Source organism: Bacteroides sp. DH3716P (assembly GCF_025914115.1).
Taxonomy (GTDB): domain Bacteria; phylum Bacteroidota; class Bacteroidia; order Bacteroidales; family Bacteroidaceae; genus Bacteroides; species Bacteroides ovatus.
Genome location: NZ_CP083673.1, coordinates 4,545,162 through 4,570,178, shown reverse-complemented (window position 1 = coordinate 4,570,178; position 25,017 = coordinate 4,545,162). Strand labels below are relative to the sequence as shown.

Sequence of the window (25,017 nt, the reverse complement as noted above, 5' to 3'; positions counted from 1 at the left end):
CAGTATAACTTATAATAGCACAAAGATGAAGATATTATTACTTGGCTCGGGCGGCCGCGAACATGCACTGGCATGGAAAATTGCCCAAAGTCCGAAAGTTGAAAAACTGTACATTGCTCCGGGAAATGCCGGAACAACTGCCGTAGGCGAGAATGTCAACATCAAAGCAACCGATTTTGAAGCCATCAGCGCTTTCGCTCTGAAAGAGAACATTCAAATGGTAGTAGTAGGCCCCGAAGATCCGTTGGTAGAAGGAATCTACGACTACTTCCAGAACCGTCCGGAGCTAAAGCATATTGCCGTTATCGGTCCTTCGGCTCAAGGAGCAGAACTGGAAGGAAGCAAGGAGTTTGCCAAAGGCTTCATGATGCGCCACAACATCCCGACAGCCCGCTACAAAAGCATCACTTCGGCAAACCTCGAAGAAGGTCTCGCTTTCCTCGAAACGCTGGAAGCTCCATACGTATTGAAGGCTGATGGTCTTTGTGCCGGAAAAGGAGTACTTATCCTCCCTACACTGGACGAAGCTAAAGTAGAACTGAAAGAAATGCTGGGTGGCATGTTCGGCTCTGCATCGGCAACCGTTGTAATCGAAGAGTTCCTAAGCGGTATCGAGTGCTCTGTATTCGTACTGACAGACGGAGAACACTATAAAGTCCTCCCCGTAGCCAAAGACTACAAACGCATCGGTGAAGGCGATAAAGGACTAAATACAGGCGGTATGGGTAGCGTAACCCCCGTTCCGTTTGCCGATGAAGTATTTATGGAGAAAGTACGCACACGCATCATCGAACCGACCATCAACGGCCTGAAAGAAGAAAACATCACTTACAAAGGCTTCATCTTCCTCGGCCTTATCAAGGTGAAAGGTGAACCGATGGTGATCGAATACAACGTCCGCATGGGCGACCCGGAAACAGAAAGCGTGATGCTCCGTATCCAGAGCGACTTCGTAGAACTGCTTGAAGGTACTGCCGCAGGCAACCTGAACGAAAAAACACTGGTGATGGACCCACGTTCAGCCGGCTGTGTCATCCTTGTCAGCGGCGGTTATCCCGAAGCCTACGAAAAAGGATTCCCTATCAGCGGACTGGAACAGGCTGCCGCTACCGACAGCATCATTTTCCATGCCGGAACAGCCATGAAAGACGGACAAGTAGTGACGAACGGAGGACGTGTGATTGCCGTTTGCTCTTACGGTGCAACGAAAGAAGAGGCACTGGCACAGAGCTACAAAGTGGCAGACATGATCGACTTCGACAAGAAGTATTTCCGCCGCGATATCGGATTCGATTTGTAATTCAAGTTTCGCACGCAAGTAGCCCTATTCCGCATAGCGTTGAACATCATTGACTTGTCAAGCATTAATAGTTGAGTTATCAAGTATTAATAGTTTAGACGACAATTGTTAATACTTAAGGAATCAGGTATTAACAGCTGACAGGATGGTTGTTAACATCAAGCATGCAGGATATTAATATCCGGAATATCAACCGAATGTACCTATAGTATCAAGAGATAACAAGTAATAAACTCATGAGAAATAAAAGACTACAAAGTCAAGTGACGGCAGGACGGTGGACCCTGCCTGCCGTTATCTTTATCTGCGCCCTATGCTGGGTGTTGACTTACTTTTTATTTCCCGGTTCCATAGCCTCAACCGTACTCGAAGGCAGCCCTTCTGCCTGGCAACCCGCCCGCGATTTTCTGCTTCCGGGGTGGGCAGACCGGATTGTCAGCTTCCTGATTTATGCAACCATCGGTTACTTTCTGATAGAGCTGAACAATCAGTTCAGCATTATCCGTATGAGGGCTTCCATGCAGACGGCTATCTATTTCCTGCTGGTCACCGTCTGCCCGAAAATGCATTACCTATATACAGGAGATATTGTTGCCCTGGGCTTTCTCATTTCCATTTATTTTCTGTTTAAAAGCTATCAGCAAACACAAGCTGCGGGTTATTTATTCTACTCCTTCTTCTTTATCGGAGCGGGAAGTATTCTGTTCCCACAGTTCACCATCCTCTCGGTGCTTTGGTTGCTCGAAGCCTACCGTTTCCAGTCGCTCACTCCGCGTAGTTTCTGCGGTGCGCTGCTCGGATGGATGCTGCCATACTGGATGCTGTTCGGACACGCCTTCTTCTACAATGAGATGGAGTTGTTCTATCGCCCTTTCAATCAGCTACTGACTATCGGGGAATTCTTCAACCTGCAAATCCTCCAGCCTTGGGAACTGGCAATACTCGGCTATCTGTTGGTGATGTTCATCGTCAGTGCCGTCCATTGCATCGCCGCCGGATTTGAGGATAAGATACGCACACGCGCCTATCTCCAATTCCTGATAGACCTGACGATTTTCCTGTTCCTGCTGATTGCCCTGCAACCGATATATTGCAGTGCCCTATTGCCTTTGCTTATCATAAGCAACAGCATCCTGATCGGACATTTCTTTGTACTGACCAATAGTAAAAGTTCGAATGTGTTTTTCATCATTTCATTGGTCGGTCTCATCCTCTTATTCGCTTTTAATATATGGACGCTTTTATAGATTCAACGATACAACTCCTCATAGAATGGGGACTCCCGGGATTATTCATCTCGGCTTTACTGGCTGGGAGCATCGTGCCTTTCAGTTCCGAACTGGTACTGGTGGCACTGGTGAAACTCGGTCTGCCCCCGATAGCCTGTCTGATCTCCGCCACTCTGGGCAACACAGTAGGCGGAATGACTTGCTACTACATGGGACGTCTGGGCAAAATCAGTTGGATCGAGAAATATTTCAAGGTAAAGAAAGAGAAAGTAGACAAAATGGTGAAATTCCTGCAAGGGAAAGGAGCATTGATGGCCTTCTTCACCTTTCTTCCCGCCATTGGGGAAGTGATAGCCATTGCACTGGGATTTATGCGAAGCAACACATGGCTCACCATAGTTTCCATGTTTGTCGGCAAACTGATACGTTATATTCTTCTCCTGTATGCACTCGAAAGTGCCTGGGACGCTATAGCAGGATAAGGATTTTAAATATCAGGTAAAAAGTATTAGACGTTAGACAGTAAGCATTAGAGATTGTATGATGGAAAGGATTATTGAGAAAACCGACGACGGGAGCGCTACCCTGTTTGTTCCGGAATTGAATGAACATTATCATTCAACGAAAGGGGCACGCACGGAGTCTCAACATATTTTCATCGATATGGGACTTAAAGCCTCTTCCGCCACTACTCCACATATTCTTGAGATCGGCTTCGGGACAGGGCTAAACGCCTGGCTCACCCTTGAAGAAGCAGAAAGAAGCAGACGGAATATACACTATACAGGATTGGAACTCTATCCACTGGAATGGCAGACGATAGAGCAATTAGGATATATCTCCAATGATGAACAATTAACGACGACCGCCCGGCAGCAACCGGCTATCGAATTGTTTAAGCAACTTCATACATCACCTTGGGAGAAAGACGTGCAACTCACTCCACACTTCACCCTACGGAAAGTAGAGACAGACGTAAACAAATGGGTTGAGAACAGAGAACGAACAATGAGCAATATCAATGATAGCGTAACCAACGCCGAATCACCTGCCCTGAATCTTTCATTTAACCTCATTTACTTCGATGCCTTTGCACCGGAAAAGCAACCGGAAATGTGGTCGCAAGAACTATTCAACCGCCTCTACGTTTTATTAGATAGAGACGGCATCCTGACCACTTACTGCGCCAAAGGTGTCGTCCGCCGGATGTTACAGACAGCCGGATTCACAGTAGAACGTCTGCCCGGACCTCCGGGTGGTAAACGGGAAATATTACGGGCCCGAAAATAAGAATAGAAACAAGATAAAAAAGAACCCCCGAAATAGAAGAAGTCATGAAAAAACAACTAAAAGATATGAGAACCCTTTTCCTCCTTAGTGCCTGCCTCCTAATGGCAGCCTGCACAGGACGCTCTTCCCAAGCAAGCAACGATGACGAAGCAAAACCGGTGATTACCGTCACCCTGGAACCGCAACGTTATTTCACGGAAGCTATTGCCGGAGATAAATTTAAAGTAGTCAGCATGGTCCCCAAAGGTTCCAGCCCGGAAACCTATGATCCTGTCCCCCAACAACTCGTGTCTCTGGGAGACAGCAAAGCCTATTTCCGCATCGGATACATCGGCTTCGAACAGACCTGGATGGATCGCTTAATGAACAATACCCCCCATATTCAAGTGTTCGACACCTCCAAAGGAATCGACCTCATACTCAACAATGATGACCACGACCACGGACATAACAGCCACGACGGGCATATCCATGCTGTAGAGCCGCACGTATGGAATTCCACCGGTAATGCTTTAATCATTGCAGGAAACACCTACAAAGCCCTTAGCCAACTGGATAAGACAAATGAGGTATACTATAGAAACCGCTACGATTCGCTCTGCCAGCGTATCCAGCACACCGACAGCCTGATTCGCCGTCAACTCTCCGCTCCCGAAGCAGCCAAAGCCTTCATGATTTATCATCCGGCTCTCTCCTACTTCGCCCGCGACTACGGATTGCATCAGATTTCCATCGAAGAAGGGGGCAAAGAACCTTCTCCCGCCCATCTGAAAGCCTTGATAGACCTGTGTCAGGCAGAAGATGTACGTGTAATCTTTGTTCAACCGGAATTTGACAAACGCAATGCGGAAACCATCGCGCAGCAAACCGGAACGAAAGTGATCCCTATCAATCCGCTAAGTTACGACTGGGAAGAAGAAATGCTGAATGTAGCCAAAGCCCTCGCGCCACAGGCTGCAACAAAATAAATGTATAAAGAAAGAACCCATCAAGCCATTTCCAACGATGAAACCAATAATCGAAATAAAGAATCTTTCCGCCGGATATGACGGTCGCACTGTTCTCCACGATGTTAATCTAAGCATCTACGAACGGGATTTTCTAGGTATTATAGGTCCGAACGGAGGCGGCAAAACGACGCTTATAAAGTGCATCCTCGGTCTGTTGAAGCCAACCGGAGGGGAAATTATATTCCATACTCCTGAAAAAGCATCTACTAAAACCACTTCTACTTTCCTGGGTTATCTGCCTCAATACAACAGTATAGACCGGAAGTTCCCTATTTCCGTGGAAGAAGTGATCCTATCCGGATTAAGCATACAAAAATCGCTCACTTCACGATTTACTCCCGAACAGAAAGAGAAAGGTAAACAGATTATTTCCCGCATGGGGCTTGAAGGACTCGAACACCGTTCTATCGGGCAATTAAGCGGCGGGCAGCTGCAACGTGCCCTGTTGGGACGTGCCATCATCTCCGACCCTGCGGTATTGATTCTCGATGAACCCAGCACGTATATCGACAAGCGTTTCGAAGCACGCCTTTATGAGTTATTGGCTGAAATCAATAAAGAATGTGCCATTATCCTTGTCAGTCACGACATCGGCACTGTATTGCAACAGGTAAAATCCATCGCCTGTGTCAACGAAACGCTGGATTACCATCCGGATACAGGCGTTACTACCGAATGGCTGGAAAGGAACTTCAACTGCCCTATCGAGCTATTGGGACACGGTACATTGCCTCACCGGGTTTTAGGAGAGCATAATCACCATCATTAAAGTTGCCATAGACTCTATATAGATATACGGCTTCCTTGTTTTAAAATGTATCTTCCCTCTCTGCTGCCTTCCGGAAGAGTGAAAGAGATAGTAAATCACCCCTTTGTTACTTAATATTTCTTACTTTCTTCCTCATTATCCTTACAAATCACTATCTTTGCGACCTCATAATTTGTTTTTAACGAATAAACTACGATAGTGCTAATGAAACAGTACAGAACCGTAAACAACCTTATGGGTTGGCTTACATTCATCATTGCGGCAACCGTCTACTGCCTGACAATAGAACCGACCGCAAGTTTCTGGGATTGCCCGGAGTTCATAACCACCGGCTATAAACTGGAAGTCGGACACCCGCCCGGCGCGCCTTTCTTCATGCTAGTGGCGAATCTGTTTTCTCAATTTGCTTCCGACGTAACAACTGTTGCTAAAATGGTGAATTACATGAGTGCCCTCATGAGTGGCGCCTGTATCCTGTTCCTTTTCTGGAGCATCACCCACCTGGTACGCAAACTGATTATCACTGACGAAAACAATATCACCAAAGGACAGCTTATCACAGTGATGGGTAGCGGACTGATCGGTGCACTGGTTTATACATTCAGTGACACATTCTGGTTCTCGGCCGTGGAAGGTGAAGTATATGCCTTCTCCTCCCTGTTTACCGCTGTTGTTTTCTGGTTGATTCTGAAATGGGAAGACGTAGCCGACCAGCCGCACAGCGACCGTTGGATTATCCTCATCGCCTATCTGACGGGATTGAGTATCGGTGTTCACTTGCTGAACTTGCTTTGTCTGCCCGCCATCGTACTGGTATACTATTACAAGAAAACTCCAAACGCTACCGCCAAAGGTTCGTTAATTGCGTTATTCGGCTCAATGGTACTCGTTGCAGCCGTGCTTTACGGCATCGTACCGGGTATTGTGAAAGTAGGCGGCTGGTTCGAGTTGTTGTTCGTCAACGGACTCGGAATGTCATTCAATTCGGGCGTAGTGGTTTATATCATTCTGCTTGCGGCCGCTCTGATTTGGGGTGTATACGAAAGTTACACCGAAAAAAACAAAGCGCGCATGGCTATCTCCTTTATCCTGACGATCGCTTTGCTGGGTATCCCATTCTACGGACACGGAGCCAGCAGTATCATCATCGGTATTTTGGTTATCGCCGCATTGGGACTTTATCTTGCTCCGAGTGTACAGGCTAAAATCAAAGAGAGATGGCGTATCACCGCCCGCACCATGAACACAGCATTACTGTGCACCATGATGATCGTAATCGGGTATTCTTCTTACGCACTGATCGTTATCCGTTCTACTGCCAACACTCCGATGGACCAAAACTCACCGGAGGATATATTCACCCTGGGCGAATACCTCGGCCGTGAACAATACGGAACCCGTCCGCTCTTCTACGGCCCTGCTTTCTCTTCGAAAGTGGCACTTGACGTAAAAGACGGCTATTGTATTCCGCGCCAATCGGAAGCAGGAAGTAAGTTTGTCCGCAAGGAAAAGACTTCGCCCGACGAAAAAGACTCTTATATCGAACTTCCCGGACGTGTGGAATACGAATATGCACAGAATATGCTTTTCCCGCGTATGTACAGTTCGTCACACGCACCGCTCTACAAACAATGGGTAGACATCAAGGGATATGACGTTCCTTACGACCAGTGTGGAGAGATGGTGATGGTAAACATGCCTACCCAATGGGAAAATATCAAATTCTTCTTCTCCTACCAGCTAAACTTCATGTACTGGCGTTACTTCATGTGGAACTTTGCTGGACGGCAGAATGACATACAGGGTAGCGGAGAAATTGAGCACGGCAACTGGATCACCGGTATTCCGTTTATCGACAACCTACTGGTAGGTAACCAGGAATTGCTTCCGCAAGATCTCAAAAACAATAAAGGACACAACGTATTCTACTGTCTGCCGCTGATTCTCGGCTTAATCGGACTCTTCTGGCAGGCTTACCATAGCCAGCGAGGTATCCAGCAATTCTGGGTGGTATTCTTCCTGTTCTTTATGACAGGTATCGCTATCGTGCTCTACCTCAACCAAACTCCTGCACAACCCCGTGAACGAGACTATGCGTATGCCGGTTCGTTCTATGCCTTTGCCATCTGGGTAGGTATGGGAGTGGCAGGTATCATCCGCATGTTGCGAGATTATGCCAAGATGCAGGAACTTCCGGCAGCCGTTCTGGCTTCAGTGCTCTGTTTGTTCGTCCCCATCCAGATGGCGGGACAGACATGGGATGACCACGACCGCAGCGGACGCTTCGTTGCCCGCGACTTCGGACAGAACTACCTGATGACTTTGCAGGAAGAAGGCAACCCGATTATCTACACCAATGGTGATAACGATACCTTCCCATTGTGGTACAATCAGGAAACGGAAGGTTTCCGTACGGATGCCCGCACCTGTAACTTAAGTTACCTGCAAACAGACTGGTATATAGACCAGATGAAACGTCCGGCCTACGATTCTCCGTCACTCCCTATCACTTGGGACCGTGTGGAATACGTGGAAGGACAAAACGAATATATCTCTATCCGTCCGGAAATGAAAGCTCTTATCGACAGCTATTTCAAACAGGCAAACGAACTGGCTGCACAGGGAGACACTACCATATTGTCGCTCGTTCACTCCATCTTCGGTGAGAATCCTTATGAACTGAAGGAAATCATCAACCGCTGGATGCTTGGCAAGAACGACCAATTGAAAGAACTTCTCAAGAAGACAGGAAAAGAGATACAGCTTCCGCTCATCCCTACGGACAGCATCGTCATGAAGATAGATAAGGAAGCCGTACGCCGCTCCGGCATGAAAATACCGGAAGCTCTGGGCGACTCTATCCCCGAATACATGACAATCACCCTTAGAGACGCCAACGGCAACCCGAAACGCGCCCTCTACAAGAGTGAGCTGATGATGCTCGAAATGCTTGCCAACGCTAACTGGGAACGTCCTATCTATATGGCAATCACCGTAGGAAGCGAAAACCATCTGGGCATGGGCAACCACTTCACACAGGAGGGTCTCGCCTACCGCTTCACTCCGTTCGATACGGACAAACTGGACAGCAAGATCGACAGTGAAAAGATGTACGACAACCTGATGAACAAGTTCAAGTTCGGCGGTATCGACAAGCCGGGTATCTACATCGACGAGAACGTGATGCGTATGTGCTACACGCACCGCCGTATCTTCACGCAGCTCGTAGGACAGCTTATCAAAGAAGGTAAGAAGGACAAGGCACTCGCTGCACTCGATTACGCCGAAAAGATGATTCCGGCAATCAACGTACCGTATGACTGGGCAAATGGCGCCTTCCAAATGGCAGAGTCTTATTATCAACTGGGACAGAACGAGAAAGCCAACAAGATTATCGACGAGCTTGCCAACAAGTCGCTCGAATACATGATCTGGTATCTTAGCCTGAACGATAACCAGCTTGCCATTGCCAGCGAAAACTTCGTGTACAACGCCAGTTTGCTTGACGCGGAAGTCCGCCTAATGGAAAAATACAAATCAGAAGAACTCGCAAAACATTACTCTACGCAACTCGATCAGCTATACAACGAGTACGTGACGAGAATGAAAGGGAAATAATTTAGGTATGAAGTAATAAGTATTAAGTATTAACGTAGCTTCCGGCATGTTTTCCGTAAGGTATAATACTTAATACTTATTTCCTAATACTTCAAAACACAGACTCTCATGTTTATAGAACAACCACCTTGGCTTTTCCGGGCGTTGTATCCACAAGCTATCTTCCGGATGGACCCGAATGAGCGGGCAGTCTATCTGACTTTCGACGACGGCCCCATCCCCGAAGTAACTCCCTGGGTACTGGAAATACTGGAAAAGCATCATATTAAAGCTACCTTTTTCATGGTAGGCGACAATATACGCAAACACCCGGATGAATACCGGATGGTGGTAGAGCACGGACACCGCATCGGTAACCATACTTTCAACCACATCCGTGGATTTGAATATTCCAATCCGGATTACCTGGCAAATGCCAGAAAGGTAGATGATATTATTCATTCCGATCTCTTCCGTCCACCACACGGACACATGGGATTCAGGCAGTATTATACGTTGCGCTATCATTACCGCATCATTATGTGGGATCTCGTGACCCGCGATTACAGTAAGCGGATGCGCCCGGAACAAGTGCTGAACAACGTGAAACGCTATGCGCGAAACGGTTCTATCATCACTTTCCACGATTCGCTGAAGTCATGGAACAACGGTAACCTGCAATACGCACTTCCCCGTGCCATCGAGTTCCTGAAAGAGGAAGGTTATGAATTCAAGGTGTTATAATCTTTGAAAAAACAGAAACTTCGAAAAGAGCAGAGCTTCCTGATAAGAAAGAAAAGGTTTCTGATGAATAAAAAAGCTCCCTGATAAGAAAAAAAATATAAGCCGAGGTATTATGCCCCGGCTTTTGTAGTTTAAAGCCCGTTTCGTACCCAAAATTGAAAGATCCCTCCTCTTTCTTACAAGATGCCAGTGCAACCGCATTTCGCCTGGTAAAGGGCAAAAAGAGGGCAAAACAACCTGCATTCAAAAAGTTTCTGATTCACATTACCATTTCCAACCGTATTTTTTTATACATTTGCAACGGTCTCTTCCGCAGAAAGCCTCCGGGTGGCGAGGGAGAGATGTTTATATTGAGAAGACGTTTACAAGCGTTTGTCATTTATGTTCAAAACTTCGCAAACTTTGACCTATCGGAATGACTAACAGCAACAAAGACGTCCTCCTGATGTGTATTTATATACATCCGTGCCTCACTTTGATAAACAAAGGGGGGCTACGGGTGTTGTACATATCGGCGTGGGCTTTCTGCGTTGTTCGTTCCCGATAATTGGCATTGCGAAGGCCTTGAACATGGAACGGACGAAGGTGAGAGATTCCCACGCCTTTTCTATATATTCCTGTCAACAATAGATTGAATTGTCCGCCCAACGGGAATCCGGGGGACACACATAAGCAGAATAGGCACATGATTCATGCGGGACAACTTATTGAACGCACGCTTCACGAACAGGGACGCACCGTCACCTGGTTCGCTACCCAACTATGCTGCACACGCCCCAATGTTTACAAGATATTCCGGAAAGAGAATATCGACATCCACCTGCTCTGGCGCATCTCCTACATCCTCGGCCACGATTTCTTCCGTGATCTGTCCGACAGCATCAACACCGGAAGCTTCCCCAGTGTATCCAAATAGGATACAATTTCGTATCGTTCTTGGAACTATGTTTTCACCCGGTAGTATACTCCTTTCGCATACCTTTGCAGGCATATTAACATATAATCACAAAAGGACATGAAAACGAAAAAACTATTTCTGATTATTGCTCTGGTTGTCGGTTGTGCCGTCGGAGCCCATGCGCAAAAGACGGTCTTCAAGTTTCGCGACGCACAGGCACGTGCAGGTGATGCAGTTACTGAGGTTTGTGTCAAACCTACAGTTGTCGAGGTGAAAATACTGGAAGATAAGGGACGGATCAAGGATGAATGGACACTAAGCAAAGAGGAAGTGGAAATCGCCATGAAAGGAGAACTTGACAACATCCGTGCATGGGGGACGTATCTGTCCACCATCAAATACAACTGCGATGTCATCATGGGAGCCACTTTCAAAGTGGAAGATAATGAAAAAACAGGGGGATACACGGTTACAGTAGTAGGTTATCCCGGCATCTTCGTCAACTGGCATCCGGCCACAAAAGAAGATTATGAATGGATACGTCTGCAAAAGTTATCACCCACAGATGGAAAAAGCCAGATAGCGCCCGTCGTTAAGAATAAGAATTAATCACTAAAATATCAATAACAATGAAAAAAGTACTATCAATGGTTGCCGCACTCTTATTGTGCGTAGGAACTCAAGCGCAAATCGTATCATCCAGAAGCGCAATCGTCAAAACAGAGAAGCAAGCCAGCAGCACACAATGGTTCTTGCGTGCAGGTTTGAATATCATGAATTTCTCCGGTGACGGGGCCGAAGGAGCTGATTCAAACATCGGATATAACGCAACATTTGGCTATCAGAAGCCTTTAGGCAGTACAGGAGGATACTGGGGGATGGAGTTTGGACTTGGCTCCCGTGGTTTCAAAGTGGACGACACGAAATGTATGGCTCACAACATACAATATTCTCCGTTCACATTCGGATGGAAATTTGCTGTAGCGGACAACGTCTGTATCGACCCGCATGTAGGAGTCTTCGCTAGTTACGATTACACAAGCAAAATGAAAGAAGATGGAGAAAGCATCAGTTGGGGTGATTATGCAGATTATATGGAGGTTGACTACAATCATTTTGATGCCGGTATGAATATCGGCGTAGGAGTCTGGTATGACCGTTTCAATCTGGATCTCACCTACCAACGCGGATTTATAGATGCATTCAGCGATGCCGACGGATTCAAAACCAGTAACTTTATGATTCGTCTGGGTATTGCCTTCTAAGGACAACCAAACCTCAATAAACCATATTATTTATTCAGCGTCCACGATCTTTTCTTTTCACAAAAAGGGCCGTGGATGCTGTTTTCTTAAAAAGAACGGAATATGATGACCAAACGACAATTTCTGGTAATCTTGTATCTACTGGTAGAAATTATCCCACTGATAGCACAGACTTTCACCGAACAGAAAAAAAGCTATCCTGTCAATGCAGACGGCAATAAATATGTAGTCAGCGGATTTACCCCTTTCAGCGATATGCAAGACGAAAACATCTACGCTAATGCACTGCTATGGATCGTCAAGAATGTCTGTCCACAGTTACGGGAAGGAATAGCGGAGGTCAACGTACCGGCTAAAAACTTCAGTTGCGATCTGATACTTGCCTCGCAGGCAGACTCAAGCCAAAAGAATACTTACTATTGCAAAGCCCTGTTTCAAGTAAAGGACGGCAAACTGGTTTATTATCTTTCCAATATACGGATAGAGTCATCAGCAGTGATAATGAAAAAAATCACTCCGATGGAGAAGCTACAACCGGACAAGAAAGCATCTCACAAAGAAATCATGGATGATTTCGTACAGGTTGAATCGCAAGTATTGAACAAAATGTTCGACTTCATCATAACGAACCAGCTTTCACCGATTACTCATTGGAATGAAATCAACATCAACAAGCCGGTGAAAGGCATGACGGAAGATGAATGTCTACTGGCTTTCGGCAAACCGCAGACTATTCAAGAATCAAATGGAGAAGTGCAATGGATGTATTCCAGCTCGTTCTACCTGTTCTTCAAGAACGGACATGTGGAAACTATTATCAAATAGAGTCTAAAAAACGAATCATCTCAAAATCAAACAATTAAAACAATTTATTATGAAAACAATCTGGAAAGCAACTGTTTGCATAGTTGCAGTATTACTGTCGTTCAGCATTTATTCCTGTGGCGACGACGATGACGACGCTGTCGGTTCACGCGATTTATTGTTAGGAACATGGAATGGAGTGTATTATCTTTCACAAGAATGGGAAGATGGTGAAAAGGTAAGTGACTCTAAAGAAGATTTTGTAAATGGAACCAACCGTTATTCCATAGAGTTCAAGGAAGACGGTACGTATGTAGAAAAAGATGTCTACAACTCCTCCGGAAGTACTAATTATTATCATGGTACATGGAGCTACTCCGGTAATAAGCTGACTCTCATCGACACTGAAGAGGATAATTACACAGAAGTGTGGACAGTGACCACAATGACAGAAAATGAATTAGTCTATGAACTTCGTGAAAAAGAGAAAGAAGACGGAACAACATACGAATATTACGAACAACACGCTTTTACGAGATAATTCAAAGGCGTTATAACATAAAAACTTTCTTTCTTTTTCAGGAAGATAAAATTAAGCAAAGGTTTCTTTGGTGAAAAGAAACCTTTGCTTAATCTATTGGAAAAGCAATTCAACACATCAATATGCTACTGCCAGCGGTGTGCGCAACTTCTGCGCATATTCAGCCATATATTTATTCCAAGCATCCGGAGTCTTGATAGCAGCCTTATCCCAGGCAGAACCCCAATAATAAGTATATTCAGAACCCGGCTCATATTCGCTGATAGCTAAAACATGACCGTCGGCCCCGCCACGTTCTTTCTTTTCCTTTTCAGAAAAAAGAACCACTTTCGCTTCTTTTACCTGTGCAGGAAATGCAGCACCGACAAATATCTTGCCGTTTGCACCGCTACGATCTGTTGTAGGATCCACGTAAGTGATATAGCCATTGGCAGCATCTGCCACAGTCGCACCGTCCGGTTCACGCAGAACCAGTCCGGTAGTCACCGGCATTGCTTCTTTCAGATTGGTATATGAAACAATCGTTTTGTTGAGATAAGAACCTGCATCCAGTGAGATTACACGTGTCTCCACTACATTAGAGTCTCCACGGACTACCAGCGGATTAAATTCCAGCTTCACCGTGAAACGCAGCGGGCCATTATCAAGGATTTCCTGTGTACGATAGCAGTAAGGATAGATAATAGTGTCACCCGCCATCAGAGCAGCAACACCGGCACCCAACGTAGGTCCTACGGCATAGCAATCCATGCCATATCCATGATCGATATGGTAAGAGATAGCTTTTTGTAGTTCGGAGGCAGCTTTAGGGTCTGTTTTTTTCAATTCAGCTATCTTGGCACGCTTTTCAGGATTCAGTTCTTCCGCATAGAGAGATTCCAGAATCGGCTCCGTTGTGTTGTACTTCGTGAAAAGGTCGTAGCCGAAACCACGCTCTCCGCGGGCTTGCAAAGCAGGGCCATACGCACGGAATCCGCCAAGATCATTCTCCCAGGCAACGTCGTCCAGACGTTCGGGGTAGTACTTACCGCAAGCAACGACATCGAAAGGTGCCGGTGTACCCGGTTGAATAGTGTAAACAGCCGTTCCGTTCGCTTCTACCGTAGCGGGGAAAACAACCTTTTCGTCATACGTCACCTGATAAGGCACTTGCTGACCGTCAACATCAAGCACTACAATCTGCGCTGTATCTGCCAGTTTCAACTTGGCAACAACATCGCTCATCGGCACTTCAACCATCTCCCCCACCCGTTCAAGAGCCAGCGGATTGGTCACTGTGATTGTCATTGACTGTTTACTGTCGGCACAAGAAGCAAACCCTATCAAGACTACAGCAAACAGAATTAATATCTTTTTCATAATTAGTCTACATTGAATGAATAATATATACTTTGCAAATAGAGGCTATTATATCCGCATCTGTTGGATCTATAGATCCAACGCATCAGCTATATATATCCAACGTGTTGGATATATATGTTCAACACGTTGGGCATATATGTCCAATAAGTCGGTCCTATAGCTCCTGCAAAGGGAATGATAAAAAATAAGGTGACAGATGAAAAGAGGATGCTCTTTGCCATTCTATCACCTTATCGGAATCTCTTCTATCTTACATTATTTCGGCTGTTTTCCGATATAAGCAAGGATACCACCATCTACATAAAGAACGTGGCCGTTGACAGCGTTAGAAGCTTCAGAAGCAAGGAATACAGCAGGACCTGTCAGTTCTTCTGGATCCAACCAACGACCGGCAGGAGTCTTGGCGCAGATGAATGAATCGAATGGGTGACGGCTTCCGTCTGCTTGTTTCTCACGAAGAGGAGCAGTTTGCGGAGTAGCGATGTAACCCGGGCCGATACCGTTACACTGAATGTTGTATTCACCATATTCAGAGCAGATATTGCGAGTCAGCATCTTCAGACCACCCTTAGCAGCAGCGTAAGCAGATACAGTTTCACGACCCAGTTCGGACATCATAGAGCAGATGTTGATGATCTTACCAGCACGTTTTTCCATCATAGCAGGAAGAACAGCCTTAGCAACGATGAACGGAGCATTCAAGTCGATGTCGATTACACGACGGAAATCAGCAGCATCCATCTCGTGCATAGGAACACGACGGATAATACCTGCATTATTTACAAGGATATCAATTGTACCTACTTCTTTGGCAATCGTAGCAACCATAGCCTGAACAGCCGGTTCGTCTGTCACGTCGCATACATAACCGTGAGCTTTGATACCTTTTGCAGCGTATGCAGCCATTCCTTTGTCTACCAACTCTTGATTGATGTCGTTAAAACAAACTTTAGCGCCTTGTTCTGCGAATGCAGAAGCAATAGCAAAACCGATACCATAAGAAGCACCTGTAACGAGCGCTACTTTACCTTCCAAAGAAAAATTCAAATACTGATTCATAATTCTTTTTATTATTAAATTAGGAAAACTATTGGATTTGTTATTTCAAATCTGTAATCAACGAGAAGTCCTGATCGCCATAGTCGAGGTTCTCACCACCCATTCCCCAGATAAAGGTATAGTTGTGGGTAGCAGCAGCCGAGTGAATAGACCATTCGGGCGAAAGAACAGCCTGATCGCCTTTCATCCATACGTGACGTGTTTCGCCTACCTCACCCATAAAGTGGCAGATAGCATGATCTTCGGGAATCTCGAAATAGAAGTAGGCTTCCATACGACGGCTGTGTACGTGGGCCGGCATCGTGTTCCATACACTTCCCGGAGCCAGTTCCGTCATACCCATCTGCAACTGGCAGGTGGGCAACACCTGATTCACCAGCATCTTATTGATATTACGGTGGTTGGAGCCTTCCAAAGAACCCATTTCAGCTACTACGGCATCGGCTTTCGTCACCTTACGGTCGGGATAATTGCGATGTGCAGTCAGTGAGTTGAAGTAGAATTTGGCAGGATGAGCAGCGTCCTTGCTTTCGAAAGTCACTTCACGGTCGCCCGAACCCAGATAAAGAGCTTCTTTATAATCCAGTTCGAAGGTTGCGTCGCCCGCTTTCACAATACCGGGACCGCCGACATTGTAAATACCCATCTCGCGACGGGTGAGGAAGAACGGAGCTTTCAGCGGATCGATTGCTTCAAGCGTCAGCACCTCTCCTACCGGCAGCGCACCACCTACCACCATACGGTCGTACATGGAATATACCATATTTACTTCATTGGGGACAAATATCTTTTCAATTAAGAAATCTCTGCGGATTCTTGTAGTATCATAACTTTTTGCATCTTCAGGATGCGCAGCATAGCGAATTTCATAGTTCGTTTTCATACCTTATTTATTTATAGTTATTGAATAAGTTCTCTTTCTACGTGCACTTCGTTTACGTACACGATGCAAAAATAGCAAAAGAAAACGGGTTTACCTTGCAATTTTGTTCCAATTATCCACCAAAAATGTCCAGAATCTGTGCAATGTACACTTTTTTAACGAACTATAATACGATTTGGGAGAGATTTCTACCTAATACAGTTTGAACCTTCTATAATAAAATACAAGCTATTCAACGACCAACACGATAAGCATTAAAATAGTCAATATAACGAATAAAATAAGATTAATGAATTCTATATACGCTGATCCCCTATATACTTCAATTTTATAAGGATATACAAAAACGACGACTTCAGAGTCACGAAAGAAAAGCCCCGAAAGATGTCTCTTTCGGGGCTTTTCTTCGTTGGACTACCAAGATTCGAACTTGGACAAACAGAACCAAAACCTGTTGTGCTACCATTACACCATAGTCCAAACTTATGTGCTTTCTGTTAAAAAGCGGTGCAAAGATAGAGGTTTGCAAGCAAACCTCCAAATATTTCGTTCACTTTTTTACATTCTATCGAGTGAATCGTGCATTATTACTTTGCAATCAGCAAAAAATAGTTCTTTTTACCGCGCTGAACAAGCAGATATTTTTCATCGAGCAAGTCAGCAGTTGTGATTACCTGATCAAAGGCTGTTAGTTTCTCTTTGTTCAACGAAACGCCACCGCCTTGAACCAACTTACGCATCTCACCTTTCGAAGCAAATACAGCCGCATTATCGACGAACAAATCTACTGCCTTCACTCCTTCTGCCAACGCATCACGGGAAATCTCAAATTGGGGTACTCCTTCAAATACAGCCAGCAATGTATCCTCGTCCAATTTGCGCAAAGCGTCGGAAGTAGCATTACCAAACAAAATATTGGATGCGTCAACCGCTGCGTTATAATCTTCTTCCGAGTGAACCATCACAGTTACTTCTTTAGCCAGACGTTTCTGAAGGAGACGCAAGTGCGGAGCAGCCTGATGTTCGGCAATCAGTGCTTCAATTTCTTCTTTTTCGATAGAAGTGAAGATTTTGATATAACGCTCGGCATCGGAGTCGCTTACATTCAGCCAGAATTGATAGAACTTGTAAGGTGAAGTATAGCGAGGGTCCAGCCAGATATTTCCGGATTCTGTTTTACCAAACTTACCGCCGTCAGCTTTTGTAATCAGCGGGCAAGTCAGTGCGAACACCTCTCCCCCATTGGTACGGCGGATCAATTCGGCACCGGTAGTAATGTTTCCCCATTGGTCAGAACCACCCATCTGAAGCTTACAGCCCTTTGTTTCATACAAATGAAGGAAGTCATATCCTTGAAGCAACTGATAAGTGAACTCGGTAAATGACAATCCATCACGCGCTTCACCATTCAGACGGCGTTTTACAGAGTCTTTTGCCATCATATAATTCACAGTAATGTGCTTACCTACTTCGCGAGCAAAATCGAGGAAAGTGAAATCTTTCATCCAGTCATAATTGTTCACCAGTTCGGCACGGTTAGGCACATCCGACTCGAAGTCGAGGAACTTGGCAAGCTGTTTCTTGATACACGCCTGATTGTGACGCAATGTTTCCTCGTTCAGCAGGTTACGTTCTGCTGATTTTCCGGAAGGGTCTCCAATCATACCTGTAGCGCCACCGATCAGTGCCAACGGCTTATGACCGCAGCGTTGGAAATGACGAAGGATCATCACTCCACAAAGGTGACCAATGTGTAGCGAATCAGCAGTCGGGTCGATACCCAAATAGGCAGTCACCTGCTCTTTGCTTAACAACTCTTCTGTTCCCGGCATGATGTCCTGCAACATGCCACGCCATCTCAATTCTTCTACAAAATTCATCGTATTACTCTATTAATTAGTTGTTTTTTATTGTATTTCAATCCCATGTGCGACAAAAGTACGACTCTTTCTCGGAAGATACAACTCTTATGCCCTAAAAAAGACATTTTGGATATTTCGGCGGATCGTCTCACGCAACACTTCCACTTCTACCCCACGCACTTTGGCTGCCCGACACAGGATATCTTCAATATCAAGCGAACTGTTGTCCGTTTCCAGAAACAACCGTTCGTCGGGTACTGTCTGCATCGTTTCATCAGGATAATGTTCTCCAAAAGAGAGATAAAAGCCCTTTTTTAGCAACTGCACCGCCTGCTCCGGTTTTCCACGAAAACCATGCCATATCCAAGCTTGTTGGGGACGAAATTCTTTTTTCACTGCTAACAGCTCGTCCATTGCTTTCACGCAGTGGATAATCAACGGCAAACCATACTCTTCCGACAGCCTCACCTGCGCTTTAAACACCGTTAACTGAAGTTCCATTGAAGCTGCTGCCAATTTATCCAATCCCGCTTCTCCTGCGGCGACAAACTGCTTTTTCCGCAACTGCTGCTTAAGATAATCCAAAAGCTGTCCGGCATTATGCTCTGTCAACTCCCAGGGATGAATGCCGACAGAATAATAATATCCCCTATCCACTTCCACATCTCCTGCGAAAGGCATATACGATGGAGAGTCCGCCAACAGCGGATAATTCACGATAGATTTTCCCAGAGAATCGGCCTCCAGTTTATGAGTATGAATATCCAAAATGTCAGTCACATTCTTTTTCATCTTCTATTTCTCATTTTAATTGTTTCAAGGTACGGGATCATAGCCGGAACCACCCCAGGGATGGCATCGCAGAATACGCCGCACAGCGAGGTAAAGCCCCTTTACAGGACCGTGTTTCTTAATTGCTTCGACAGCATAAGCCGAACAAGTTGGCGTGAATCGACAAGAGGGAGGAGTAAGAGGCGAAATACAAACCCGGTAAAAGTAGATGGGAACAAGCAACAAGAAAGAGAATACTTTCCTCAAAATTCCCGTTAAGAATACCCACAGGGCAGATATCCGGGAGTTACGAGGTTTCATGAGGATAATTTTTCAGAGATGCGCGCAAGCGCTATTTTCATCTTTTCTTCCAATTCGGAAGTTGCAATAAGCTCGTCCGACAGATAGATAAAGGCAACGGCTAACCGCTGCTCCCGGCGTTGCAATTCGTCCACCAGGAGAGATTTGTTCTTCCGGTAGGCTTCGCGTATCTGACGTTTCACACGGTTGCGTTTCACCGCTCGTTTAAAACGACGTTTCGATACACTGATTAATATAGAAGCAGGAGCCTCGCCCTGCTCAACAGGCATATATACAACGCGTATCGGAAAGATGGAAAACGACTTCGAAACGCCGCCTTCAAACATCTTTCCGATCAAAATTTTACTATTCAGCCTTTCGGCTTTACACAAAGTATATATACCCACTCTGTTTATTTATTGTTTTCTCTGATAAACATATCAAGTGCGGCAGTCATTGACGGAGCCTGCACCGTAGGAGCTTCAAGGTCCAGACGGAGACCTGCGTCACGTACAGCCTGTGCGGTAGTAGAGCCGAAAGTGCCGATCTTAATCTCTCTCTGATTAAAATCAGGGAAGTTCTTCTTCAATGAAGTCACTCCGGCAGGGCTGAAGAACACTAACATGTCATAATCAAACTCCTCGTCCGGTGTAAAGTCGTTGCTCACTGTACGGTACATCACAGCTTCTGTATGCTGAATGTTATTCTTGTCGAGCAAGTTTTTCACATCGTCATTGTGTACGTCTGACATCGGAACGAGATATTTCTCCGTTTTATGCTTCACAATGGAAGGTATCAGGTCCTCAATCTTTCCGGTAGCTCCGAAGAAGATCTTACGCTTGCGGTATTGCACATATTTCTGAATATACAACGCAACAGCTTCCGTCACGCAGAAATACTTCATCGTTTCGGGAATTGTCACGCGCAATTCAGTACACAAAGTGAAAAAATGGTCAATAGCATGGCGCGAAGTGAATATTACGGCAGTGTGGTCGAGAATCGAAATTTTCTGTTGCCGAAATTCTTTCGCCGAAAGACTTTCAACCTTAATAAATGGTCGGAAATCTATTTTAACGCCATACTTTTCAGCTATGTCGTAATAGGGAGATTTCTCTGACGCAGGCTTAGGCTGCGACACTAGTACTTTTTTAATTTTCAACGTCCTAAAATTTTATTAGCAAAATATTGTTCATTTGAATCATACCTTGATAGAGTAGCAAACAAGGTACTATTTCAAGAGCGCAAAAGTACAAAATTAATAGGAAAAGCCCGCTAAATTGATGAAAAAAAAGCTTTATCCACTTATAAAACATCAATATTTTAGTGAAAATTAAAATAATAGCCCCAATTATGACCAAATTTGTGAGACTTAAATCAAAATAAACTAGAAAAAGAACGAATGGAAAGAGGGCAAATCCGACATAATATATGAGCGCAGAATAGGATTCCAGCCATATATTTGTCTTATTTTTATCAAAAAACGTCCACCCAAGAAACATGTAAATCAGCCATTTTAGTAAGAAATAAGCAAGGCAGAATCCAACGTAGATACCCAGCAAAAGGAGGGGGGATACCTGGTTCATCAAAGCAGGGCATGTATCATGAAAATAATTGAGAAATGTGATACCCGACAAGACACAAGTCTGCAACACAAGCACAAGGAGATAACGCACATCGGCTGCCGTAGAACTATCAAAAATACTCGTTCGTTCACGGTGCAATACAAAGTCTTTCACCTGTTGGGAGAGAAATTTCTTTCCGCGCGCCAAGGCTATGGAGGAAAGAAAGAAGCAAGCCAGCAAGGTCAACGCAATGGCATCGTCCGTGCGGGGAGAGTAGGAGATAGGTGTCCCCTCAAAGCCGGAATCAACTTCTTGCACAGCATGAAGATCAACCAACTGCAGACTATCAGTGTCCGCCTTTGCCGGACTAGTCTGGTTCTGCCGAAGAAGGGACAGCGTATCCGCACTTCGGGAACTTAGTGTGTCGCCTATCATATCGCTGCAAATTTACGAATGGAAATGTCCCATACAGGAGTTTCATAAAGCAATTGAACCGCTTCTTCCGGCGTCTGCGCCACTTTCCATATATCGCCATGCTGCCGGCGCATAAAGTTCTCATCAATAGCTTTTTCAAGCATTTCGAGGAGTGGATCGAAGAATCCGTTTATATTGAGGATTACAATCGGATTGAGATATAATCCCAATTGTTTCCAGGTAATAATCTCCAGCAGTTCTTCAAGGGTACCGCATCCACCGGGCAAAGCAATAATACCATCGCTCAAATCTGCCATCTTCCGCTTGCGTTCGTGCATGGATTCTACTTCAATCAGTTCTGTCAATCCCGTATGATGCCAGTTTTGCTCCACCATAAAACGAGGAATCACACCTGTCACCTCACCACCATTTTTCAATACAGCATCTGCCACAGAACGCATCAGGCCAATACTTCCGGCTCCATTTATCAAACGAATACGGTGTTCGGCAAGCAGATAGCCGAGAGTATCGGCTGCTTGGAAGTAAACAGCGTCTATCTTGGTACTGGAAGCACTATATACACATACGGAATTTATCTGATTCATCTTCATCACTATCCATTATTATATCGAGAAGGCAAAATTACGAAAAAATTCCGTTATTCACATTCAACTTAATCAGAGATCATTTTTATCTCTACATTTATCTATCCCTATAAAAAAATCTTGGACTCCTTATCCAGAAGTCCAAGAACCTTTCTCACAAAGAATACATCTATCACAGATATCTCATCTACTAACAGGTGTATCAAATTGTTGCTGAATGAACTTTATTATTCGAATCATAAAATCATTCGAACACCCTACCAGTAGTATTCAGCATACAATTTAAAAAAGTGATTTTAATTCTACGTTTCAATATACCTTTATGCGCCTTTCACAAGGTTTATTAAGCCCACGGATAGAATTTACCTTCCCCTTTCGGTCATCTAATCGCCATTTCAGCAATGCGCCATATATTTCAACAGCGGGGCTTCATCAGTTAATGATTTAGGTATATCATCATTATGTTAGTTGCAAATAATATATATTTCAAAGATTTATTCTAATTCAAAATCTCCGGTAAAGGCCTCCTCCGAAAGCTGTATTTCCAAGATATATTTACCTTTTTCCTCACCAGCAAGATCGACATAAACCTTATTTACATTTAAATCAGTAGAAGTATAAACAACTTCTTCTGTTTCTGCATCTTTTATAATAACAGTCACAACAGGAACAGTAGAAAGAAGATCAATAGACAATAATGAGTTTTCAATAAAAGCTTCAGGAGTAACAGGAATAGACCGATGTTGTACCTTAGTTTTATTTTTCAATCTGATTTCACGCGCAGATATCATTTCATCTGCAAAGGAAAACGTACTCACTTGAAGTAAAACAGCCAACAATAAAAAAGGTAAGAATTTAGCTTTCATAATAAATGGGTTTAAAATTTCGCTTCAAAAATACACAGATGAAGCAAAAGAAACGATTATTATGTGGTAACAATGGTAACAGACATTCATTAAAAAATAAAACAAGCAAAAAGTTCGTATCACATCTCACTGATTATCAACACCAAACACACGCTCAAAAATTTGTGCATCCATTTTATTCTTTATGCGATTTTTACGTGTTTTAAGAGCATCTGATGTGGCATCCATTAACTCCATTACAACAGTTTTTGAGCAACAAAGTAATGAAAGAACACAAAAAAACACATCATCACCAGTTAAAGCAGGATAACGTTCTTTTAAGTTCATCATCACATCAACAAATGCATTAGAAATATCAGAACGTATTTCCTTCCTCAAGCTACGCATCACCAATAACTGTTTAGGAGTTGCTCTCTCCAACGCTTCCAATTGATCGTAGCAATCAGTTGTTTTAAGTACTGATATACATAATTGAATCTGTTGTTCGGTCAATTCCGATCTTTTCTTATCTATATGTTCCTTATTAGATTCAGAAAGCTCTTCTTCTTTTAACAGCATAGTATCCACTCGTTTTTGGGTCAATTCATGCTGTAGAGCTATATAATGCTTTTTCCTTTTTCTGTCGTTCCACATAAAACAGAAAACACATATAATCATTAAAGAAGAAAATGCAGTAATCAAACTAAAAATTAGCGTTCTAGTATGCTCTGACAATAATCTTTTATGCTCTTCCAGTTGATGTTTATCCATAAGGCGGTTTAGCTCCTCATTATCAGTCATAATCTGCATAGAATCATAAAGTATCTTATAAGCATCCATATTCTCTGTTGCAGTTTTCCACTCTCCCTTTCTCTTCGCTATCTGATACATACCATCATAACAAACGGCCTTTCCATAAATATCAAGCTCATCCATGTTCTTACTAAAAAAATAACTGGCAGAATCTAGTTTATTCAGATTCAACATAATTTGAGCCTTTGACAAACAAGTATTAATAGCATCCTGCCCCTGTAATAGAATTGCTTTCGACACAAATTTATCTGCTTGAATATAATCCTTTTTCTCACTATAAACCATAGCTAAATCGTGATAAAGAGCTCCTATCAAACTAGAATCTTGATCTGCCAATGCACAATCAAGAGCTTGTTGATAATAATATAATGCACTATCCTTTTCATTTTGCAACAAAAACACACGCGCAATCCCTCTCATCGGATATGTCTGTTCATCTTTGCCTTTCAATATCTGATAAGCCGCACGATAGTTTTCTATTGCTACATTGTACAAACGATCCTCTTCATAACATTCTGCAAGATTATCATAAATCATTGCTAAGAATTCATTCCTAACAGGCATCAATCGAATTGCCGTCAGATATTCTTCGACGGCAAATGAGGCATATCCTTTCTCGCTATAAATAGCTCCCCAGTAATAATGAGCCTTTGCAGCACGCAGACTTTTCTTCTTATCGCCATAATAGTCAACAGCCGTTTTTATCAACGAATCATCCTCTAAAGCAATATAGTTTTTATGCCGTGCCTGTGTGAGCAGTAGCGCATAAAGCGCCCGGTCAGCACGTGGCATCTTCTGTGGATAAGTAATTGATTCCAAAATAGACAAAGCACTATCTGGATATGTCTCCATTAATGAATCAGCGCATAATAACAATTGATTCTTCACTGAAGGAGAGGAACAGGAAGAAAGAGAGACAGACATAAAAATGCTACCTACGCTGACAAGTAAAATAGAGAACACCAATAAATAGCGTTTAGAACAACAACATCTTGTTTTCATTTAGCAGTCTGTTTTATTTTACGATACAAAAGTAGCAATTTCCGATAAAACATACTTAGTAGCCAAAAAACATTTATTTAAATATAACTTAT

At 44.1% G+C, this 25,017-nt stretch carries 25 protein-coding genes and 1 tRNA gene; 13 read left to right on the top strand and 13 right to left on the bottom strand.

Annotated elements, in window-relative coordinates; all coding sequences use genetic code 11:
- Positions 1–25 precede the first annotated feature (25 nt).
- From purD to KQP79_RS17050, 13 genes are all read left to right on the top strand, one after another.
- Positions 26–1,300, top strand: a complete 1,275-nt coding sequence (gene purD, locus KQP79_RS17110) for a phosphoribosylamine--glycine ligase (protein WP_004296700.1) — start codon at positions 26–28, stop codon at positions 1,298–1,300.
- 236 nt (positions 1,301–1,536) lie between these two features.
- On the top strand, positions 1,537–2,547 hold the full coding sequence (locus KQP79_RS17105; protein ID WP_004296699.1) for a hypothetical protein: 1,011 nt from the start codon (positions 1,537–1,539) through the stop codon (positions 2,545–2,547).
- Entirely contained in the window at positions 2,532–3,011 is a 480-nt protein-coding gene (locus tag KQP79_RS17100; protein ID WP_004296698.1) for a YqaA family protein, read from the top strand. Before KQP79_RS17105 ends, KQP79_RS17100 begins: the two co-directional genes overlap by 16 nt.
- Before the next feature lie 61 nt (positions 3,012–3,072).
- On the top strand, positions 3,073–3,819 hold the full coding sequence (mnmD, locus tag KQP79_RS17095) for a tRNA (5-methylaminomethyl-2-thiouridine)(34)-methyltransferase MnmD (protein WP_032851885.1): 747 nt from the start codon (positions 3,073–3,075) through the stop codon (positions 3,817–3,819).
- A gap of 44 nt (positions 3,820–3,863) precedes the next feature.
- Positions 3,864–4,787, top strand: a complete 924-nt coding sequence (locus KQP79_RS17090; RefSeq protein ID WP_004307815.1) for a metal ABC transporter solute-binding protein, Zn/Mn family — start codon at positions 3,864–3,866, stop codon at positions 4,785–4,787.
- Positions 4,788–4,824: 37 nt separating this feature from the next.
- A complete protein-coding gene (locus tag KQP79_RS17085; protein ID WP_004307814.1) occupies positions 4,825–5,598 on the top strand; it encodes a metal ABC transporter ATP-binding protein in 774 nt (257 codons plus the stop codon).
- Between the two features lie 204 nt (positions 5,599–5,802).
- Positions 5,803–9,216 (top strand): protein O-mannosyl-transferase family, encoded by a 3,414-nt coding sequence (locus tag KQP79_RS17080; protein WP_032855768.1) that lies wholly within the window; start codon positions 5,803–5,805, stop codon positions 9,214–9,216.
- Positions 9,217–9,324: 108 nt separating this feature from the next.
- A complete protein-coding gene (locus KQP79_RS17075; protein ID WP_004296883.1) occupies positions 9,325–9,939 on the top strand; it encodes a polysaccharide deacetylase family protein in 615 nt (204 codons plus the stop codon).
- Between the two features lie 685 nt (positions 9,940–10,624).
- Positions 10,625–10,855 (top strand): hypothetical protein, encoded by a 231-nt coding sequence (locus tag KQP79_RS17070; protein ID WP_004313711.1) that lies wholly within the window; start codon positions 10,625–10,627, stop codon positions 10,853–10,855.
- A gap of 99 nt (positions 10,856–10,954) precedes the next feature.
- Positions 10,955–11,446: a hypothetical protein gene (locus tag KQP79_RS17065; protein WP_008023765.1), complete on the top strand. Its 492-nt coding sequence runs from the start codon at positions 10,955–10,957 to the stop codon at positions 11,444–11,446.
- A gap of 20 nt (positions 11,447–11,466) precedes the next feature.
- Positions 11,467–12,102: an outer membrane beta-barrel protein gene (locus KQP79_RS17060; RefSeq protein WP_061447900.1), complete on the top strand. Its 636-nt coding sequence runs from the start codon at positions 11,467–11,469 to the stop codon at positions 12,100–12,102.
- A 105-nt stretch (positions 12,103–12,207) separates the two neighbouring features.
- Positions 12,208–12,927, top strand: a complete 720-nt coding sequence (locus KQP79_RS17055; protein ID WP_373167172.1) for a hypothetical protein — start codon at positions 12,208–12,210, stop codon at positions 12,925–12,927.
- 49 nt (positions 12,928–12,976) lie between these two features.
- Positions 12,977–13,447 carry a lipocalin family protein gene (locus KQP79_RS17050; protein WP_004307810.1) on the top strand — a complete coding sequence of 157 codons (471 nt, stop codon included), beginning with the start codon at positions 12,977–12,979 and terminating at the stop codon, positions 13,445–13,447.
- Between the two features lie 117 nt (positions 13,448–13,564).
- Here the strand turns inward: KQP79_RS17050 and KQP79_RS17045 are convergent, their stop codons facing one another.
- From KQP79_RS17045 to KQP79_RS16985, 13 genes are all read right to left on the bottom strand, one after another.
- Positions 13,565–14,806 (bottom strand): DUF4861 domain-containing protein, encoded by a 1,242-nt coding sequence (locus KQP79_RS17045; protein WP_061447902.1) that lies wholly within the window; start codon positions 14,804–14,806, stop codon positions 13,565–13,567.
- Between the two features lie 258 nt (positions 14,807–15,064).
- Positions 15,065–15,868, bottom strand: a complete 804-nt coding sequence (locus tag KQP79_RS17040; RefSeq protein WP_004313702.1) for a gluconate 5-dehydrogenase — start codon at positions 15,866–15,868, stop codon at positions 15,065–15,067.
- A gap of 40 nt (positions 15,869–15,908) precedes the next feature.
- Positions 15,909–16,751, bottom strand: coding sequence for a 5-dehydro-4-deoxy-D-glucuronate isomerase (gene kduI / locus KQP79_RS17035; RefSeq protein ID WP_008023755.1), 843 nt, complete (start codon positions 16,749–16,751; stop codon positions 15,909–15,911).
- Between the two features lie 409 nt (positions 16,752–17,160).
- A tRNA-Gln gene (locus KQP79_RS17030) sits at positions 17,161–17,231 on the bottom strand.
- Positions 17,232–17,338: 107 nt separating this feature from the next.
- Complete coding sequence (tyrS, locus tag KQP79_RS17025; protein ID WP_008641576.1) at positions 17,339–18,631, bottom strand: tyrosine--tRNA ligase; 1,293 nt, start codon at positions 18,629–18,631, stop codon at positions 17,339–17,341.
- Positions 18,632–18,718: 87 nt separating this feature from the next.
- The gene (locus tag KQP79_RS17020) at positions 18,719–19,405 is read right to left on the bottom strand and encodes a TatD family hydrolase (RefSeq protein ID WP_061447903.1); all 687 of its coding nucleotides are present in this window, start codon (positions 19,403–19,405) and stop codon (positions 18,719–18,721) included.
- Between the two features lie 24 nt (positions 19,406–19,429).
- Complete coding sequence (gene yidD, locus KQP79_RS17015) at positions 19,430–19,705, bottom strand: membrane protein insertion efficiency factor YidD (RefSeq protein WP_009040714.1); 276 nt, start codon at positions 19,703–19,705, stop codon at positions 19,430–19,432.
- A complete protein-coding gene (gene rnpA / locus KQP79_RS17010) occupies positions 19,702–20,091 on the bottom strand; it encodes a ribonuclease P protein component (RefSeq protein ID WP_009040713.1) in 390 nt (129 codons plus the stop codon). The genes yidD and rnpA overlap by 4 nt, the downstream gene beginning before the upstream one ends.
- A 5-nt stretch (positions 20,092–20,096) precedes the next feature.
- The gene (locus tag KQP79_RS17005; protein WP_008023747.1) at positions 20,097–20,843 is read right to left on the bottom strand and encodes a uroporphyrinogen-III synthase; all 747 of its coding nucleotides are present in this window, start codon (positions 20,841–20,843) and stop codon (positions 20,097–20,099) included.
- Between the two features lie 4 nt (positions 20,844–20,847).
- Entirely contained in the window at positions 20,848–21,681 is an 834-nt protein-coding gene (locus tag KQP79_RS17000; protein WP_061447904.1) for a DUF4271 domain-containing protein, read from the bottom strand.
- Positions 21,678–22,265 carry a TIGR00730 family Rossman fold protein gene (locus KQP79_RS16995; RefSeq protein WP_061447943.1) on the bottom strand — a complete coding sequence of 196 codons (588 nt, stop codon included), beginning with the start codon at positions 22,263–22,265 and terminating at the stop codon, positions 21,678–21,680. Before KQP79_RS16995 ends, KQP79_RS17000 begins: the two co-directional genes overlap by 4 nt.
- Before the next feature lie 494 nt (positions 22,266–22,759).
- Complete coding sequence (locus tag KQP79_RS16990) at positions 22,760–23,131, bottom strand: DUF3244 domain-containing protein (protein ID WP_008641569.1); 372 nt, start codon at positions 23,129–23,131, stop codon at positions 22,760–22,762.
- Between the two features lie 126 nt (positions 23,132–23,257).
- Positions 23,258–24,925, bottom strand: coding sequence for a tetratricopeptide repeat protein (locus KQP79_RS16985; protein ID WP_008641568.1), 1,668 nt, complete (start codon positions 24,923–24,925; stop codon positions 23,258–23,260).
- Positions 24,926–25,017: the final 92 nt, after the last annotated feature.

Bases quoted from the DNA above. Each gene is read 5' to 3' on its own strand.
- purD (WP_004296700.1), top strand. From the start codon at position 26: ATGAAGATATTATTACTTGGCTCGGGCGGCCGCGAACATGCACTGGCA.
- KQP79_RS17105 (WP_004296699.1), top strand. From the start codon at position 1,537: ATGAGAAATAAAAGACTACAAAGTCAAGTGACGGCAGGACGGTGGACC.
- KQP79_RS17100 (WP_004296698.1), top strand. From the start codon at position 2,532: ATGGACGCTTTTATAGATTCAACGATACAACTCCTCATAGAATGGGGA.
- mnmD (WP_032851885.1), top strand. From the start codon at position 3,073: ATGGAAAGGATTATTGAGAAAACCGACGACGGGAGCGCTACCCTGTTT.
- KQP79_RS17090 (WP_004307815.1), top strand. From the start codon at position 3,864: ATGAAAAAACAACTAAAAGATATGAGAACCCTTTTCCTCCTTAGTGCC.
- KQP79_RS17085 (WP_004307814.1), top strand. From the start codon at position 4,825: ATGAAACCAATAATCGAAATAAAGAATCTTTCCGCCGGATATGACGGT.
- KQP79_RS17080 (WP_032855768.1), top strand. From the start codon at position 5,803: ATGAAACAGTACAGAACCGTAAACAACCTTATGGGTTGGCTTACATTC.
- KQP79_RS17075 (WP_004296883.1), top strand. From the start codon at position 9,325: ATGTTTATAGAACAACCACCTTGGCTTTTCCGGGCGTTGTATCCACAA.
- KQP79_RS17070 (WP_004313711.1), top strand. From the start codon at position 10,625: ATGATTCATGCGGGACAACTTATTGAACGCACGCTTCACGAACAGGGA.
- KQP79_RS17065 (WP_008023765.1), top strand. From the start codon at position 10,955: ATGAAAACGAAAAAACTATTTCTGATTATTGCTCTGGTTGTCGGTTGT.
- KQP79_RS17060 (WP_061447900.1), top strand. From the start codon at position 11,467: ATGAAAAAAGTACTATCAATGGTTGCCGCACTCTTATTGTGCGTAGGA.
- KQP79_RS17055 (WP_373167172.1), top strand. From the start codon at position 12,208: ATGACCAAACGACAATTTCTGGTAATCTTGTATCTACTGGTAGAAATT.
- KQP79_RS17050 (WP_004307810.1), top strand. From the start codon at position 12,977: ATGAAAACAATCTGGAAAGCAACTGTTTGCATAGTTGCAGTATTACTG.
- KQP79_RS17045 (WP_061447902.1), bottom strand. From the start codon at position 14,806: ATGAAAAAGATATTAATTCTGTTTGCTGTAGTCTTGATAGGGTTTGCT.
- KQP79_RS17040 (WP_004313702.1), bottom strand. From the start codon at position 15,868: ATGAATCAGTATTTGAATTTTTCTTTGGAAGGTAAAGTAGCGCTCGTT.
- kduI (WP_008023755.1), bottom strand. From the start codon at position 16,751: ATGAAAACGAACTATGAAATTCGCTATGCTGCGCATCCTGAAGATGCA.
- tyrS (WP_008641576.1), bottom strand. From the start codon at position 18,631: ATGAATTTTGTAGAAGAATTGAGATGGCGTGGCATGTTGCAGGACATC.
- KQP79_RS17020 (WP_061447903.1), bottom strand. From the start codon at position 19,405: ATGAAAAAGAATGTGACTGACATTTTGGATATTCATACTCATAAACTG.
- yidD (WP_009040714.1), bottom strand. From the start codon at position 19,705: ATGAAACCTCGTAACTCCCGGATATCTGCCCTGTGGGTATTCTTAACG.
- KQP79_RS17000 (WP_061447904.1), bottom strand. From the start codon at position 21,681: ATGATAGGCGACACACTAAGTTCCCGAAGTGCGGATACGCTGTCCCTT.
- KQP79_RS16995 (WP_061447943.1), bottom strand. From the start codon at position 22,265: ATGAATCAGATAAATTCCGTATGTGTATATAGTGCTTCCAGTACCAAG.
- KQP79_RS16990 (WP_008641569.1), bottom strand. From the start codon at position 23,131: ATGAAAGCTAAATTCTTACCTTTTTTATTGTTGGCTGTTTTACTTCAA.
- KQP79_RS16985 (WP_008641568.1), bottom strand. From the start codon at position 24,925: ATGAAAACAAGATGTTGTTGTTCTAAACGCTATTTATTGGTGTTCTCT.